The sequence below is a fragment of the Streptomyces sp. ME02-8801-2C genome (assembly GCF_033793965.1).
Taxonomy (GTDB): Bacteria; Actinomycetota; Actinomycetes; order Streptomycetales; family Streptomycetaceae; genus Streptomyces.
This window is the reverse complement of record NZ_JARAXP010000007.1, coordinates 317,211-331,753: the sequence shown is the minus strand read 5'-3', so window position 1 is coordinate 331,753 and position 14,543 is coordinate 317,211. Positions and strand designations below refer to the sequence as shown.

Annotated in this window: 11 protein-coding genes; all 11 read left to right on the top strand. The window is 70.6% G+C overall.

Annotated elements, in window-relative coordinates:
* Positions 1-10 precede the first annotated feature (10 nt).
* Positions 11-4,783, top strand: coding sequence for a hypothetical protein (locus PV396_RS24390; protein WP_319207923.1), 4,773 nt, complete (start codon positions 11-13; stop codon positions 4,781-4,783).
* On the top strand, positions 4,784-5,758 hold the full coding sequence (locus tag PV396_RS24385; RefSeq protein ID WP_319207920.1) for a phage tail domain-containing protein: 975 nt from the start codon (positions 4,784-4,786) through the stop codon (positions 5,756-5,758). It begins immediately after the preceding gene.
* A 1-nt stretch (position 5,759) separates the two neighbouring features.
* Positions 5,760-6,917: a siphovirus ReqiPepy6 Gp37-like family protein gene (locus tag PV396_RS24380; protein WP_319207918.1), complete on the top strand. Its 1,158-nt coding sequence runs from the start codon at positions 5,760-5,762 to the stop codon at positions 6,915-6,917.
* A gap of 3 nt (positions 6,918-6,920) precedes the next feature.
* Entirely contained in the window at positions 6,921-7,865 is a 945-nt protein-coding gene (locus PV396_RS24375; RefSeq protein ID WP_319207916.1) for a hypothetical protein, read from the top strand.
* Positions 7,865-9,667, top strand: a complete 1,803-nt coding sequence (locus tag PV396_RS24370; protein WP_319207915.1) for a right-handed parallel beta-helix repeat-containing protein — start codon at positions 7,865-7,867, stop codon at positions 9,665-9,667. Before PV396_RS24375 ends, PV396_RS24370 begins: the two co-directional genes overlap by 1 nt.
* Positions 9,668-9,741: 74 nt before the next feature.
* Positions 9,742-10,170 carry a hypothetical protein gene (locus PV396_RS24365; RefSeq protein WP_319207912.1) on the top strand — a complete coding sequence of 143 codons (429 nt, stop codon included), beginning with the start codon at positions 9,742-9,744 and terminating at the stop codon, positions 10,168-10,170.
* 63 nt (positions 10,171-10,233) lie between these two features.
* On the top strand, positions 10,234-11,001 hold the full coding sequence (locus PV396_RS24360) for an N-acetylmuramoyl-L-alanine amidase (RefSeq protein WP_416071469.1): 768 nt from the start codon (positions 10,234-10,236) through the stop codon (positions 10,999-11,001).
* A gap of 8 nt (positions 11,002-11,009) precedes the next feature.
* A complete protein-coding gene (locus PV396_RS24355) occupies positions 11,010-11,204 on the top strand; it encodes a hypothetical protein (RefSeq protein ID WP_319207910.1) in 195 nt (64 codons plus the stop codon).
* 13 nt (positions 11,205-11,217) lie between these two features.
* A complete protein-coding gene (locus tag PV396_RS24350) occupies positions 11,218-11,487 on the top strand; it encodes a hypothetical protein (protein ID WP_319207908.1) in 270 nt (89 codons plus the stop codon).
* Positions 11,484-12,191, top strand: coding sequence for a collagen-like protein (locus tag PV396_RS24345; protein ID WP_319207906.1), 708 nt, complete (start codon positions 11,484-11,486; stop codon positions 12,189-12,191). Before PV396_RS24350 ends, PV396_RS24345 begins: the two co-directional genes overlap by 4 nt.
* Positions 12,192-12,205: 14 nt before the next feature.
* On the top strand, positions 12,206-14,521 hold the full coding sequence (locus PV396_RS24340; RefSeq protein WP_319207904.1) for a hypothetical protein: 2,316 nt from the start codon (positions 12,206-12,208) through the stop codon (positions 14,519-14,521).
* Positions 14,522-14,543 lie beyond the last annotated feature (22 nt).

The window sequence follows — 14,543 nt, the reverse complement described above, 5'->3', positions numbered from 1 at the left end:
GAGGTGGGCGGTGGCTGCCGGAGGCACGCTCGTCGGCCGCGGATACGTCAGCATCCGACCGGAGTTCGAAGGGGACTGGTCCAACTCCGTCAACGCCCGCGCCTCGCGTGCGGGCAAGTCCGGCGCGGGCGCCTTCAGCAAGGCGTTCGGCGTCGGCCTGAAGGGCGTCGGCGCACTGGCCGGTGTCGCAATCGGGGCGAACCTGAACGCGGCAGCGGCCGGGGCCGCGATCCTGGCCCCGGCCCTGACCACGGCCGGAGCTGCGGCGGGCGCCCTCAAGCTGGGCCTGTCCGGGGTGAGCGGCGCCTTCAAGGCGGCGTTCGCCGACTCCTCGAAGCAGGCCTCGTCCGCAGCGTCCGCGACCCGTGCGGTGGAGTCCGCGCAGCGTGGCCTCGCCAACGCGCAACGCTCCTTGGCCGACGCGCGCGTGCAGGCCGCCGACCGGGTGCAGGATGCGCTGCGCGCCGTCGACGACGCCGAACGCACCCTCACCCGCACGGTGCAGGACGCCGCGCAGAAGCAGGCCGACGCCCAGCGCAACGTCCAGGACGCCGTACGCGACCTCGCCGATTCCCAGCGCGAGGCCCGCGAGGTGCAGACCAGTCTCAACGAGGCCCGCCAGGAAGCGGCCCGTGACCTGGAAGACCTCAAGAGCAAGCTGGCCGCCTCGCGCCTGGAGGAACGCGCCGGCGTCCTCAAGATGCAGGAGGCGGAGAAGGCCCTGCGCGATGCGCAGGCCAAGCCGGGCAACCGCCCCGAAGACATCGCCAAGCTGCAGCTCGCCTACGACGAGGCCGCCCAGGCCGTCGCCGACCAGCGCCTGGAGACCAAGCGCCTGGCCGAGGACTCGGCGAAGGCCACCAAGGCCGGCGTCGACGGCAGCAAAAAGGTCAAGGACGCACAGGACCGGATCGCCGCCTCGCAGCGGGAGGTCGCCGACAAGACCCGTGCCCTGGCCCGGGCCCAGGAGGAGCAGCGGCGTGCCGGCGTCGACGCGGCCCAGAGCGTGGCGGATGCGCAGCGTGGTCTGGCCGAGGCGCAGGCCGGGGTCGATGAGGCGCGTGCGGACGGGGCCCGTCAGATCGCGGACGCGCAGCGGGCCGTGGCGGACGCGGCGGCTGCGGTCGCGGATGCGCAGGCTGCGGCGGCCGGGCAGGCGTCCGAGTTCGACAAGGCCATGGCGAAACTCGCCCCCAACGCGCGGTTGTTCGTGAGCGCTGTGCAGGGGCTGGGGCCGGCGTGGACGGACATGAAGCTCGGCGTGCAGCAGCGGCTGTTCGAGGGCCTGGGCTCCACCGTCACCGCGCTCGGGCGTACGACGATCCCGATCCTGCAGCGGCAGCTGACGGCGACGGCCGGGGTGTGGAACCAGATCGCGAAGTCGGCCGCGGCCGGTGTCACCGAGATGGCCAAGTCCGGGATGCTGGACAAGATCCTGGCCGGGGCCACGAAGAACCTCGCCGTTTTCAAGGACACCCCGAAGCAGGTCATCACCGCGTTCGGCCAGCTGTCGGTCGCCGCGCAGCCGGCCTTCAACGCACTGCTCACCCAGTTCGCCGGGGCGATCAAGTCGTTCACGGACGGCATCGCCAAGTCGTTCGCGTCGGGTGGTCTCGAGGACGCCATCAGCACGGCGTTCGGGATCCTCTCCCAGTTCGGCACGCTGCTGGGCAACGTCCTCGGCGTCGTCTCGCAGATCTTCAAGGCGGCCTCCGACGCGGGCGGCCAGATCGTCGGCGTACTGGGCTCCGTCTTCGGGGAGCTCAGGAAGATCCTCGCCAGCGACGAGATGCAGGCCGCCATGCGCACCCTGTTCGCGTCGGTGGCGCAGATCGTCGGCGCGATCGTCCCCGTCATCGGGACGGTCGTACAGGCCGTCGTACCGCTGCTCGCCGCGATCGCCAAGCCGTTCGCCGAACTGGCCGTCGTCCTGGGCCCGGTGCTGCAGCAGCTCGCGGCCACCCTCGGCGCGGTCCTGCTGCCGATCGTCGAGGCGCTCGGCCCGGTCCTCGTCACCGTCGGCACGGCGATCGTGCAGCTGGTCCAGGCGGTGATGCCGCTCCTCGCCCCGATCGCGGCCCTGATCGCCGGTGTGATCAACGCGCTCGCGCCGGCACTGACGCCGATCGTGTCGGTGATCAGCAGCCTGGTCGCGGTCCTCATCGGCCCGCTGACCACCGTGATCACGGTGCTGCAGCCCGTACTCGAGTTCATCGGGCTGGCGGTCACGCAGCTGTTCCAGGCATTGGAGCCGATGCTGGCTCCGCTGGTCACGCTGCTCGGCCAGGTCGCCGAGCTCGTCGCGAACGTGTTCGCGGCGGCGCTGGGCCAGCTCATGACGGCGATCGCGCCCCTCCTCGCCGTCGGCACGCAGCTCATCAGCGTCGTGTTCAAAGCGCTGGAGCCGCTGCTTCCCGTGGTCAGCGATGCGCTCGAGACGGTCGGCGGCGCCCTGGTGACCATGCTGGCCCCGCTGGCCCAGGTGGCGCAGGCCGCCATCACGCTCGTCGAGGGCCTGGCGCCGCTCATCCCGATCGGCGTCCAACTGGTGACCACCGTCTTCAAGGCACTGGTCCCGGTCCTGCCGGTCATCGCGAACGCCTTCGTGGGGATCGCGGGCGCCCTCCTCGAGATCATCAAGCCGCTCGTCGAGGTCGGTGTCTCCCTGGCCCAGACCCTGGCCTCGATCCTCGCCGATCTCGCCCCCCTGCTGGGGGACTTCGTCGGCCTGCTCGCCACCGCCCTGGCGGGTGTCCTGCCGCCACTGACGGACGCCTTGCTGATCCTGGTGAAGGCCCTCGCGCCGATCCTGCCGCTGATCGGTGACCTGGTCGGCATGGTGCTGGAGATGGCGGCCGGGGTCCTCATGGACCTGCTGCCGCCGCTGCTGCAGCTGGTGACGGCCGCCGTGGACCTGACGGTCGCACTGCTGCCGATCCTGCCGCCGCTCGCCCAACTCGTCGGCCTGGTCGTCACCCTGGCGGTCAACATCCTGTCGTGGCTGCTGCCGCCGCTGATCGACCTGGCCGGCTTCTTCGTCGGCGTGTTCGCGGGCGCGCTGTCCACGGCGATCGGCTGGATCGCGGGCATCATCCAGGTCATCGCGGACCTGGTCACCTGGGTCACCAAGTACCTGGGCCCCGCCTTCAAGTGGCTGAACGACAAGGTCGTCCAGCCGGTGTGGCGGTTCATCCAGGCCGCGGTGAAGGCAGCCTGGGAGGGCAACCTGCGCCCGGTCATGGGCTACATCCGGGGCGGTCTGGACCGGCTCGGCGACGCCATGCAGTACCTGCTCGACAAGGTCGTCAAGCCGGTGTGGGCGAGCGTCGCGGGCACCATCAAGGGCGCCTACAACAACCACATCAAGCCCGTCTTCGACACCCTGAACAAGGCAGTCGGCTATGTGGGGACCGCCTTCGGCAGCGCCGTCCAGGCGATCAAAACCCAGTGGGACAAGCTGGCCGGCATCGCGAAGAAGCCCGTCAGCTTCGTGATCGGGACGGTGTACAACGCGGGGATCGTCGGGGTCTGGAACAAGATCGCTACGGCGTTCGGTGCGCCGAAGCTGAAGGAGTTCCACCCCAAGGGCTTCGCCCAGGGCGGCGTGCTGCCCGGCTACACCCCGGGCCGTGACCCGCACAAGTTCTACAGCCCGACCGGCGGGGCGCTCGAGATGTCGGGCGGGGAGTCCATCTTCCGCCCGGAGTTCACCCGCGGCGTGGGCAGTGAGTTCGTCTCCTACTTCAACCATCTGGCGAAGTCCTCCGGCGCGGCCGGGGTGCGCAAGGCACTCGCCCCCGTCCTCGGCGGCAACCCCCGCACCGGCGTCGACCGCTCCCTCAGGTACGCGGGAGGCGGCATCCACCGTCAGGCGTTCGCGGACGGCGGGATCTTCGGCTGGATCTCCAGTGCGGCCAGCGCTGTCACGGGCGCCGGGTCGGCCGTGTGGAACGGTGTGAAGAAGGGAGCGGGCTGGCTGGCGGACACGCTCCTGGCGTCCGCGCGGGCAGGCGTGAAGAACGTCGTCGACCCGATCCTCAAGTCGTTCCCGGGAATGGACACGTCGATCGGGAAGATGATCCGCCACATCCCCGACAGGATCCTGGATGCGCTGTTCGACTACGGCGGGAAGGCCGACAAGAAGGGCGCGGGCGGGATCGGCGGCCCGCGTATCCAGGCCGGCCTGAAGTGGGCCCGCACACAGAACGGGCTGCCCTACCAGTGGGGCGGCAACGGCGACCCCAGCTGGGACTGCTCCGGCCTGGTCTCCGCGATCGAGTCCGTGATCCGCGGGCAGAAGCCCCACCGCAGGTGGGCCACCGGATCTTTCTCCGGGAAGACCGCGCCGCCCGGGTGGGTCCTGCACGGGGAGAGCCCCTACCGGATCGGCGTCACCAACGCCGGCGTCGGTCACACCGCCGGCACGATCGGCGGCGTCAACGTCGAAAGCCGCGGCGGCGACGGCGTCGTCATCGGGAAGGGGGCACGCGGCTACCGGGACAAGCTGTTCACCGACTGGTACGGCTTCCAGCCCGGCAAGTACGACCAGGGCGGATGGCTCCAGCCCGGCTGGAACTACAACGGCATGCGCACCCCCGAGGCCGTGCTCACCCCGCAGCAACTGCGGACCCTCGAGGGAGCCGCCGCCGTCGGTGTCTCCGCCGGCGGCGGGGCGTCGGTCACCTACGAGATCAACGCCCGTACCGCCGACTTCACGGTGGCCGACCTGCAGCGCGTCCAGCGCGTCCAGGAGGCCCGGGCCCGGGTAGGGAGGCCGCGCTAAATGCCCCTGATCGCCGCACCCGTCACCACCCCGCCGGATCCCGGCGGGGGCGGTGGCACACCGGTACCGCTGCCGGAGATCGGCTACGCCACCGCCACCTACACCGACCCCTCCGGCACGGTGTGGCCGCTCACCGACCGAGACGCCGACTGGTTCACCCTCGCCGACGGCGTGTCCGGACTCGGGGCCGTGCCGTACGAGCTGACCAGCGACCAGCACCCGCGCGGCGGCGCCCGCCTGCGCCACGCCCAGGCGCAGCCCCGCACGATCGTGTGGCCGCTGTTCGTCCAGGGCGCCACGCACATGGAGTTCACGCAGCGGTGGCGGGCGCTGGCGACGGCGTTCACGCGCACCCTGCGGGAAGGGGAAGGCCCGGGCGTGCTGGAGATCGCCCGGCCGGACGGCAGCCGCCGGCAGATCGAGGTGTTCTACCAGGAGGGATTCGAGGGGCAGGCCAAGGCCGGCTACTACCGCGACGCGGACAGCGCGGTGCTGAGCCTGTGGTGCGAGGACCCGTACTGGACGGACCCCTTCACGCTCACGGTCCACCGTGAGACCGGCACCGCCTCCACCTTTTTCGACCCGTACCCGACGGTGTCGTCCAGCCAGATCCTCGGCTCGACGACCGTCAACAATCCGGGGGACACGGTGGTGTGGCCGACGTGGGTGGTGACCGGCCCGGCCTCGCTCATCGAGTTCACCCACGCCGGCACCGGCGAGTCCTTCACCCTGGACCCGGACGCCGCGGCGATCGGGCACGGGAACCTGCTCGCCGGGGAGAAGGTGACCATCTCCACCGAGCCGCCGCAGGTCCGCTACCAGAACGGGGACAACTGGATCGGCGGCCTCGACTGGCCGACCGCCACCCTGTGGGGCCTGGCTCCGGGCGACAACGAGGTCACCTTCGCCCTGTCCGGGTCCGGCCCCGGCTCGTCGGTCGACCTCGCGTTCAACCCCCGCTACGAGACAGCCTGATATGGCGATCACCCTGCTCATCACCGACGACAACCTGGCCGTCCAGGGCGACCCGCTCACCGGCTGGACCGACCTCGACGCGACCTTGAAGTTCAACGAACCCGGCGCAGGGTCCGTGACCCTGCCCGCCTACCCGGCCGTGATGGAGCAGCTGCAGCCGGGCAACCGACTGGTCCTGGTCCGCGACGGCGCCATCTGGATGGCCGGCCCGATGGAGCAGCCGACCGACTACAGCTGGTCCGTCGACAGCGACCGAGGCGTGGGCACCGTCACCGTGAATTTCAGCGACGACCTGGCGACGATCGCCGGGCACATCACCTGGCCCGAACCGGCTCTCGCCTGGGCGGGGCAGCACGGCGACACCTGGCGGACGTTCACCGCGACCAACGCCGAGACCATCATCCGCACCCTGGTGAACGAGAACTGCGGCCCCGGCGCGATCGTCGCCCGCCGGATCCCGCAGCTGGTCCTCGACACGGTGGCGTCCGCCGGAACGAACACCGCGCTGTCCACCCGGTTCGAGCCCGTCCTCGAGGCGTGCCGCCGTGCCGCCAGCGCGGGCGGGCTGATCGGGTTCCGTACCCGGCAGGACGGCACGCAGATCAAGTTCGGCTGCTACACCCCCGCAGACAAATCCGCGACGGCCCGTTTCTCCGTGGGGCTGGGGAACCTGCGCGGCCTGCAGTACTCGCAGTCCGCGCCCACCGCCACCCACGCCCTGGTCGCCGGGAACGAAACCGCCGGCTCGTCCATCCGTACGTTCGTCGAGGTCGCCGACACCGGGGCAGCCGCCCTGTGGTGGCGGGTGGAGCACTTCATCGACGGCGGCGCCGACAACGACTCCACCGGTGAGCTCACCGCGGCCGGCACCTCCGACCTCGCCGAGTCCGCCGCCCCGGTCACGCTGGCCACCGTCACCGTCGACACCGAAGGCCTGCAGGCAGGCCGGGACTACACCCTCGGCGACAAGGTCGCGGTCGCGCTGCCCCACGGCCTGCAGGTCACCGACATCGTGCGGGCCATCAACCTGCAGGCGAGCGCTGGAGGCGGCGAACAGGTCGCCTCCGTCGTCGGCTCGCAGGACGCCACCACCGACCCGCAGACGGTGCGGCTGATCCGCACCCTGAGCCGCAAAGTCGGCCGACTGGAAACGAGGTAGCTGATGGCACAGGACTCCTGGCCGTCCCCGGCCCACAACTCCCGCGCCGTCACCGACGTCGAGTACGAAAAGATCGCCGCGCACTTCAGCGAGGACGGCGTCTACGGAACCCCAGCGGACACCCAGGTCGTCGCCGTCGGCACCGGCCTCAACGTGGCCGTACGCGCAGACGTGTTCGCCTCCGTGCGCGGCCACGCCTGGACGTCGGGAACCTCCACGGTCACCCTGTCCATCGGCGCCAACGTGTCCGGCTCGACCCGGATCGACCGCGTCGTGCTGCGCCTGGACCGCTCGACGTGGACCGTACGGGCCGTCGTGAGGGCAGGCACCCCGGGCAGCGGGGCACCCGCCCTCGTACAGGACACCGGCGACACCGGCGTGTACGAGATCCCCCTGGCCCTGGTGTCGCTCCTGAGCGGAGCGTCCACGGTGACCGTCACCCGCAGCGAGCTGTACGTCGGTGCCCGCATCCGCCCGGCGACGTCCTCCACCCGCAACCCCGCGCCCGCCCTGGGCGAGACGTGCCTGGAAACGGACACCGGCCGGGTGCGGATGTGGAACGGGACCTTGTGGGTGCTGGTCTACGACGACGGCGGGGGCGAGACCGTCATCGACTCCCCCCTGTCAGCCTGGGAAATCCTCACCAACTCGGTGCTGGCCACCCGCTCCGGGAACGTGCACCTCAGGCTCGGCGTACTCCGCCGTGCTGCGGGCACCCTGGCAGGCGCCGACGAGAGCCGCCTGCCCATCCTCATCCCGGCCGCCTACCGCCACCCCAACCGGGACCAGTACGGCCTGGCCTACGTCTCCGGGACATCGATCGGCCGGTTCGTCGTCTACGCCGGAGGCAGCGACCGGCCGGGCCAGGTGTGGCTGACGCACAAGCCGTCCATCGCCACCGGCGGCCAGGTCCTGCCCGCCTCGGGCCTGAGCTGGGTGGTGAACTGATGGCGCGCTACGACTTCGGCGCAGGCATGGCGGACTTCGTGGTCCGCCCGTCCGACGGCTTGTGGGGTGTCGCCCCGGGCGCGGTCGTCACGTTCTACGACCAGGCCTCCGAGGGCACCCAGTACACCGACCTCCTCAACGCCAGCTCCACCCCGATCACCTCGGTCACCGCCAACGAGTACGGCTTCCTGCCGCGGTTCTCGGGACCGGACACGGTCACCGGCATGTGGGCCGACGCGGGCGGCGCGAGCCGCGCCTGGATCGAGGCACACAGCGTCTCCAGCGGCGGGGCGTCCGCCGGGTCCGTGCGGGACTGGCTCAACGTCCGCGACTACGGGGCGGTCGGCGACAACGTCACCGACGACACGCTTCCCATCCAGGCCGCGCTGGCCGCCTGCCCGATGGGCGGCATCGTCTACCTCCCCGCCGGCGCCTACCGCACCAGCGCCCCGCTGACGATCCCGCCGGCGGTCACCCTGCAGGGCACCCACACCAACCTCATGGCGGTGGTCGGGCTCGTCGATCCTCCCTGTTACATCAAGCCTCTGGCCTCGTTCGCCGGCGACGCCGTCATCAAGTTCCTCGACGCCGCGACGGGCGGCTACTCGACGATCAGCGCCGAGCACCGGATCCTGAACGTGATGATCGACGGGTCGGACTACACCGACCCGGGCATGGACGGGATCCGCGCCGAGGGCAACATCCAGAACGTCGGACTGAGAGACGTCACCATCCGCCAGGTCACCGGTGCGGGCATCAACACCGCAGAGAACGCCGGGTTCTTCCCGTACTCGTGGCGCCTGCACCGGGTGATGGTCGACAACTGCGGCTGGCACGGCATCAACGTCCAGGTGATGACGGACATCACCATGGTCGACTGCCAGGCCATCGGCAACGGGGCCAACGGATTCGAGATCAGCAATGCCGCCAACAGCCAGATGATCGGCTGCCGTGCGGAGTGGAACGACAACCACGGAATCCACATCACCGGCGACTGGGCGACCGGTGCCGGCTCTGGCGGCATGCTCCTCGGCGACTGCTCGACAGACCGCAACGGGTACAACGGGGTCTTGGTCGACGCGACCGGCAACGGACCGATCCAGTTCGAGAACCTCCACACCAGGAGGGACGGCCGCAACGGCGGCGCGGGCGGCGGCGGATACGCCGGCTTCAAGTGCGATGCCGCCACGGTGCCGGTCCTGGTCGGCATGGTCACCTGCTACCCGGGCGTCGACGACAACGGGACCCAGACCAACTCGCCGCAGTACGGCGTACGCGTCGAGGACTGCACGTACGTGTCTGTCGCCTCCGGGTTCCTGCACGCGGCCACCACCGGATGGAGCGACGGCGGCGGCAACACCATCCTGCGCCGAGGCCCGAACGTCGGCGAGCGCACGGGGACGACGGCCGCCCCGGTGGACCACTTCTCCAACCCCTGGGGAGCCGCAGGCAATGCCACGTTCAGCGGCTACTTCGCCGCCGACGCTGGACAGACCAACGGCCAGTGGCAGATCTTCGACGGCACCGCCAAGGCACTCAACCTCGGCAGCGTGGGCGGCGGCATCGCCATCAAGGAGGGCACCAACGGACGCATGGGCGTGGCCACCCTCGTGGGCGGCACCGTCACCGTCGCCAACACCAGCGTCACCGCCACCACCCGTGTCGCGACGTTTCGGCAGGCCGCCGGCGGAACGCTCGGTCACCTGTCCACGACCAAGGTCGCGGCCACGTCCTTCACGATCACGTCGAGCAGCGCGTCCGACACGTCGACCGTGGCGTGGGTTCTGTACGAACCCTCCTGATGAGGCAGCTGCGCGCATACCTAACCCGCCGCCCCATGCCCTGCGGCCTGGGGCTTTCGCATGTCAGGAGCATCATGTCCCGACCCTCAGCAATGGACCTCGCCCAGTCCGCGTATGCGGCGTACGGCGAAGCGACCGACCACCAGAACTATCAGGGCCAGCCCATGCCCGAGTGGGAAGCGCTGGGCGAGCGGATCCAGAAAGCGTGGATCGCGGCGGCCGGCACCATCGCCATGGACATCCTGACGTCCTTGGCCAACAACCCGTCCCCGCTCACCCCGGACGTCGGCGACGTGGTCCTGGTCCCGATGGACCCCACCCTCAACAACGGCGCCGCCGTCGCACCGGCCATCGTCACCCGCGTGTGGAACCCCATCACGATCAACGTCCGAGTCCTGGCCGACAGCGACGCAGTCGTGTGGCGAACCTCGGTGGTCTACCGCGACAACCTCGACGACGTCGCTGTCCCCGCTGCCGTCTGGACCTGGCCGCCCCGCGACTGACCGTCGCCCCTCAACCCGCCTGCCCCGCGCTTGGCCCGGGGCATCTTCATGTCTGGAGGCCACATGGCCACACCACTCACCGCGGACAGACTCGTCTCCGCCCTCAAAGCCGAGGGCGTGCGCGTCGTCGAGTACAAGTCGTGGCGCACCCACAACCGCAACGCGAAGGGCCCGTGGGGGCCGGTCAACGGGGTGATGCTGCACCACACCGTGACCAAGGGCACCGCAGCCACGGTGGCGCTCTGCTATGACGGCCACTCGGATCTGCCCGGCCCGCTGTGCCACGGGGTCATCGCCAAGGACGGCACCGTGTACCTCGTCGGCAACGGCCGTGCCAACCATGCCGGGTTGGGTGACGACGACGTCCTGAAGGCGGTCGTCGCCGAGACGGCGCTGCCCGTCGACAACGAGGCGAACACCGACGGCAACCGGCACTTCTACGGCTTCGAGTGCGAGAACCTCGGCGACGGCAAGGACCCGTGGCCCGAGGCGCAGGCAGACGCGATGGTGCGGGCCTCGGCGGCGATCTGCCGGGCGTACGGCTGGAAGGACGAGTCCGTCATTGGCCACCTTGAGTGGCAGCCCGGGAAGGTCGACCCGCGTACGTCACCCGGCGGCGCGGACGTGGCGATGCCGAAGACGAGGGCCCGGATCGCGGAACGGCTGGCGCATCCCGCGTCGTGGTCCCCGGCCAAACCTCCTGCGCCGAAGCCGCCCGCGCCACCGAAGCCCGCGCCCGCGCCGGTGCCGACGACTGAACAGCGGATCTCCGCCTTGGAGAAGACCGTCACCGACCAGGGCAAGCGGATCGCCGCCCTCGAAAAGAAGTGAGGCCCCTCATGAGGATCTCCCGCTACGCCAAGTCGATCGTCTCCGGTGTCGCCGCCGGCACCACGGCGGCCGTCACCGCCATACAGGACAACGTCCTCACCACCGGGGAGGGCGTCACCATCGCGCTCGCTGTCCTCGGCGCGTGGGGCATCACCTATGCCGTGCCCAACCGGCAGACCCGCACCACCCCGTACGGCCAGTAAGTAGGGAGTCACCTTGGACGCCACCACCCTGGGCGCACTCCTCGCGCTGGTCGGGGTGTTGTCCGGTTCGGTGGTGGCGTACCTCGGTAAGCGGGGCGAGAACGCGACCACCCGCATGAACAGCGAGATTGATCAGATCCAGGAGGAGCGCGACGGGCTGCGCCAGCGGCTCGCCGAGCGAGACGCGCGCGTCGCCGAGCTGCTCAAGCAGCAGGGCGATGACTACGTGTTGATCGCCCGCCTCCGTGCCCAAGTCATCACCCTAGGAGGCGATCCTCCGTGACCCGTGCTGAACGGGCGCTCGCCGGCAGTTGGCGGTGGATCGCCGTCTTCTGCTGGCTCCTCGCACTCTCCGGGATGGCCGTCATCGGCTGGTCCTGGTACAGCCAGCTCGCAGCCGAGGCCGACCGGCGTGGCACGGCTGTGTCGACGCTGGCGGGTGATGTGCGGGTGTTGCGTGCGCAGGTGCAGGCTGCGGGTGAGACGCCGAAGGCGCCGGACCCGAGTCAGGCGGTCGAGGACCTGGATGAGCGGACGCGGGTCCCTGTTCCGATCCCGGGGCCGCGTGGTCCGACGGGGGATCCGGGGTCGCCGGGGCCGTCCGGTTCGCCGGGGAAGGCCGGCGCGGACGGGGAGGACGGGGCGGCCGGGCCGACAGGTGAACCCGGTGGTGCGGGGGACTCCGGTCCCCCCGGCGCGGTCGGTGCTTCGGGGCCGCCTGGTCCTGAGGGTGCGCAGGGCCCGGCAGGCCCGGCTGGTCCGGTCGGCCCGCAGGGTGAGGCGGGTCCGCAGGGTGAGCGTGGTGAGACCGGTGAGCGGGGGCCGGCGGGGCCGGACTGCCGGGACGGGTACAGCCTGCAGGTGCCGCCGTGGGATCCGGATGCCCTGGTCTGCCGGCGGGACAGTGCGCCGTCCGACAGCGGCGGCGGTACGCCGTCGAGCCCTCTGGCTGCGGGTCTCGACCCGAGCCGTCGCGAGTACCCGTAGGAGTTGGAGGACGCATGCCTTTGCCTGTGGGTGTGGAGACGGTGACCCTGTCGGCGGGTGAGCCCCTGACCGGGTTTGACGGGGCACTCGCGAAGGGTCGCCTGTTGTTCACGGGGCCGGACCTGGTGACGATCGGCGACCGGGACATGGTCCTCGGCGGCACGGTCGAAGCCGTCCTCGATGACGGCGAGTTCACCAAAGTGCTGGTCCCGTCTGACGCGACGGGGATGTCGCAGACCGGGTGGACGTACCGGGTGGAGGCGGTGCTGACGAACGGGCCCGGCTGGGTCCGGTACATCCTGTTGTCGAAGGCGACACCGGACGTGAAGTTGGCGGACGTCCTGGTCCCCGACCCGGTGGCCGGCGAATACTCCGTCCTCGTCGACGGCTCCAGCCTGTTGGCCAAGGCCGAGAACCTCGCGGACCTCGCCGACCCGGCCGCAGCCCGCGACAACCTCGATCTCGGGGAGGCTGCCGTCCTTGATGTCGGGACGGAGGAGGGCACGGTCGCGGCTGGCGACGACTCGCGGCTGGCGAACTCCCGTACGCCGACGGGGCCGGCGGGCGGTGACCTGTCCGGCAACTACCCGAATCCCGACGTCGCCAAGGTCCGCGGCGTTGCGGTGTCGGGTGCGCCCACCGCTGGTGACGCGCTGGTGGCGACCGACTCGGAGAACGCCACGTGGTCACCTGTAGCGAGCGGGGACCCGTGGGTGTTCGACGTGACGGCTGCCGCGTACGGGGCGGCCGGGGACGGGCGGGTCGTCGGGGATGGGGCGATGTCGTCGGGGTCGGCGGTGCTGACGAGCGCGACCGCCGACTGGCCGTCGACCGTGGTCGGCAAGCCCATCTCCGTGAAGGGCGCGGGCCCGACCGGGGTCACGACACTGGTCACCACCGTGGCATCCCGGCAGAGCCCGACACAGATCACCCTCAACGCGGCGAACGCGTCAGGCGGTGCGGTCTCGAGCGCGGTGGTCATCTGGGGCACCGACGACACTGCGGCGATCCAGGCCGCCGTGGACGCGGCGGAGGCGTACCTGGCAGGTGGCCGGACCTACGCGCAGGTGTACTTCCCGCCCCGGGCGTTCGTCGTGGCGGGCGCCCTGAACACGTCCAAGTCGGGCTCCGGGCAGGTCGTGTTCGGGGTGTACCCGACGAGCGGCGTGAAGAGAGTCCTGGAGTTCCGCGGCGAGGGCGACGGGGCCGCTGCGGTCCGGCACTGGGAGCAGGCCGTCCCGCAGTATGCGGGGTCCTGTCTGCTGTCGCTGGGGGTGTTCGCCTCTACGGCGGCGCAGATCGCCAGCCTCAACGCGAACGGGAACCCGGCGGTCATCAGCGGTCCGAACGAGGGCACGTCCAATGGGCTCGCCTACGGGTCGGCTGCCCGCTTCAGCAACGTGATGCCGGTGCTGAAGAACCTGGCGATCCTCACGACGCACAGTGCGTACGGTCTCACCTACGGGGCCGGGAACCTGTGGGGCTGCGCGAACGCGCACGTCGACGACTTCGGGTACGGCACGGCGGGGACGGTCGCGTCGCCGTCCACGGACTACACGTCGCCGGGTCTGTTCGGCACCGGCTTGTCGGTGGGATTGTTGCTGCCGGCGCCTGGCAATAACGACAACGTCATCGCCCGGAACGTGTCGTGCGGGGGTGGTTACACGTACGCGATGTTCCTGACCGAGCACGCGGTCGTCGACCGGTACATGGCCCTGTACTGCTGGGCCGGGTTGTGTGCGGTCGGCTCGTACGCCGGGTCGGTCGGCTCCGTGCACGCGATGAAGATTCTCAGCGCGAGCATCGAGGCGTGCACGAATGAGCTGTACATCGTGGGTGCGGGCTCGTCCGGCGTGGGTCCGACCGTGGACATCGACCAGCTGTCCACGGAGAACAGCACGCCGACCGTGGACGGGAACAGTCTCGGCGCCCTGATGGCCGCGCTCGGACGGGTCCGGCTGACGGGCCTGTTCACCGAGGCCGGGGTGAGCATCGCCCACCCGACCGGGATCGAGCTCGTCAACGGTCAGATTCCCCGGGCGATCAAGCGGAAGACGACGACGTTCACCTGCTCGCCGATCGATCGGACCCTGGTCTGCGATACGAGCGGGGGCGCCTTCACAAGCACGCTCCCGGCGGCCGACGTGAACCCCGTCGAGTACGCCTTCAAGAACATCGGCGCGAACGACCTGACCGTGGGCACGACGGGCGGTCAGCTGATCTACACCAGCAGCGGCACCGGGGCCACCACCGCGACCGTCACCACCGGGCAGACCCTCCGGGTCCAGGCCCTGTACAACGGCAGCGCGTGGGGCTGGTACGCGGTCTGAGCCATCCCGACAACACCCGACC

Excerpts from the sequence above, each read along its gene's own strand:
- PV396_RS24360 (WP_416071469.1), top strand. The coding sequence starts at position 10,234 with ATGGCCACACCACTCACCGCGGACAGACTCGTCTCCGCCCTCAAAGCC.
- PV396_RS24355 (WP_319207910.1), top strand. The coding sequence starts at position 11,010 with ATGAGGATCTCCCGCTACGCCAAGTCGATCGTCTCCGGTGTCGCCGCC.
- PV396_RS24340 (WP_319207904.1), top strand. The coding sequence starts at position 12,206 with ATGCCTTTGCCTGTGGGTGTGGAGACGGTGACCCTGTCGGCGGGTGAG.
- PV396_RS24370 (WP_319207915.1), top strand. The coding sequence starts at position 7,865 with ATGGCGCGCTACGACTTCGGCGCAGGCATGGCGGACTTCGTGGTCCGC.
- PV396_RS24385 (WP_319207920.1), top strand. The coding sequence starts at position 4,784 with ATGCCCCTGATCGCCGCACCCGTCACCACCCCGCCGGATCCCGGCGGG.
- PV396_RS24365 (WP_319207912.1), top strand. The coding sequence starts at position 9,742 with ATGTCCCGACCCTCAGCAATGGACCTCGCCCAGTCCGCGTATGCGGCG.
- PV396_RS24375 (WP_319207916.1), top strand. The coding sequence starts at position 6,921 with ATGGCACAGGACTCCTGGCCGTCCCCGGCCCACAACTCCCGCGCCGTC.
- PV396_RS24380 (WP_319207918.1), top strand. The coding sequence starts at position 5,760 with ATGGCGATCACCCTGCTCATCACCGACGACAACCTGGCCGTCCAGGGC.